The organism is Rhizobium phaseoli, assembly GCF_010668805.1.
GTDB lineage: Bacteria > Pseudomonadota > Alphaproteobacteria > Rhizobiales > Rhizobiaceae > Rhizobium > Rhizobium phaseoli_A.
In genome coordinates this window covers 1-449 of the sequence record NZ_WUFT01000075.1, presented here as the reverse complement: position 1 = coordinate 449, position 449 = coordinate 1, and the positions used below count along the sequence as shown (strand labels likewise).

At 60.6% G+C, this 449-nt stretch carries 1 protein-coding gene and 1 pseudogene; both read left to right on the top strand.

The annotated features are described in order from the left end of the window. A pseudogene (locus tag GR197_RS31435) lies at nt 1-290 on the top strand (ABC transporter substrate-binding protein); the annotation flags it as partial. 26 nt (nt 291-316) lie between these two features. Next, the coding region (locus GR197_RS32710) for an ABC transporter permease subunit (RefSeq protein WP_164016608.1) at nt 317-449 on the top strand (133 nt) is incomplete at its 3' end.

Sequence of the window (449 nt, the reverse complement as noted above, 5' to 3'; positions counted from 1 at the left end):
GTTTCGTGCAGCGGTATCGCGCGAAGTACAACGCCGAACCGGATACGTTCGCGGCGCGGGCCTACGATGCAATGACCCTGGCTGCCGAAGTGATCCGCCGCTACGGCCCGACGCGCAGTGCCGTGCACGACGGCTTCGCGAAAATCGACAACGTGCCTAGCGTAATCTTCGGCAAGTTCCGTTTCGATACGCAGACGCGCCGCGTAGCGGGCGCAAAGAATCTCGATCTTGTCGTCAAGGACGGCAAGTTCGCGCTGTGGGACGGCAAGGGCGCGCCGCGTGCGCAGTAACCGCGATATCGCACAGGACTGAAGCTATGGCGGCGTGGTTCGATTACACGATCAACGGGCTGATCGTCGGAAACATCTATGCGTTGCTCGCAGTCGGGCTGGCGCTGATTTTCGGCGTGTCGCATCTGATCAATTTTGCGCACGGCTCGGTGTATATGG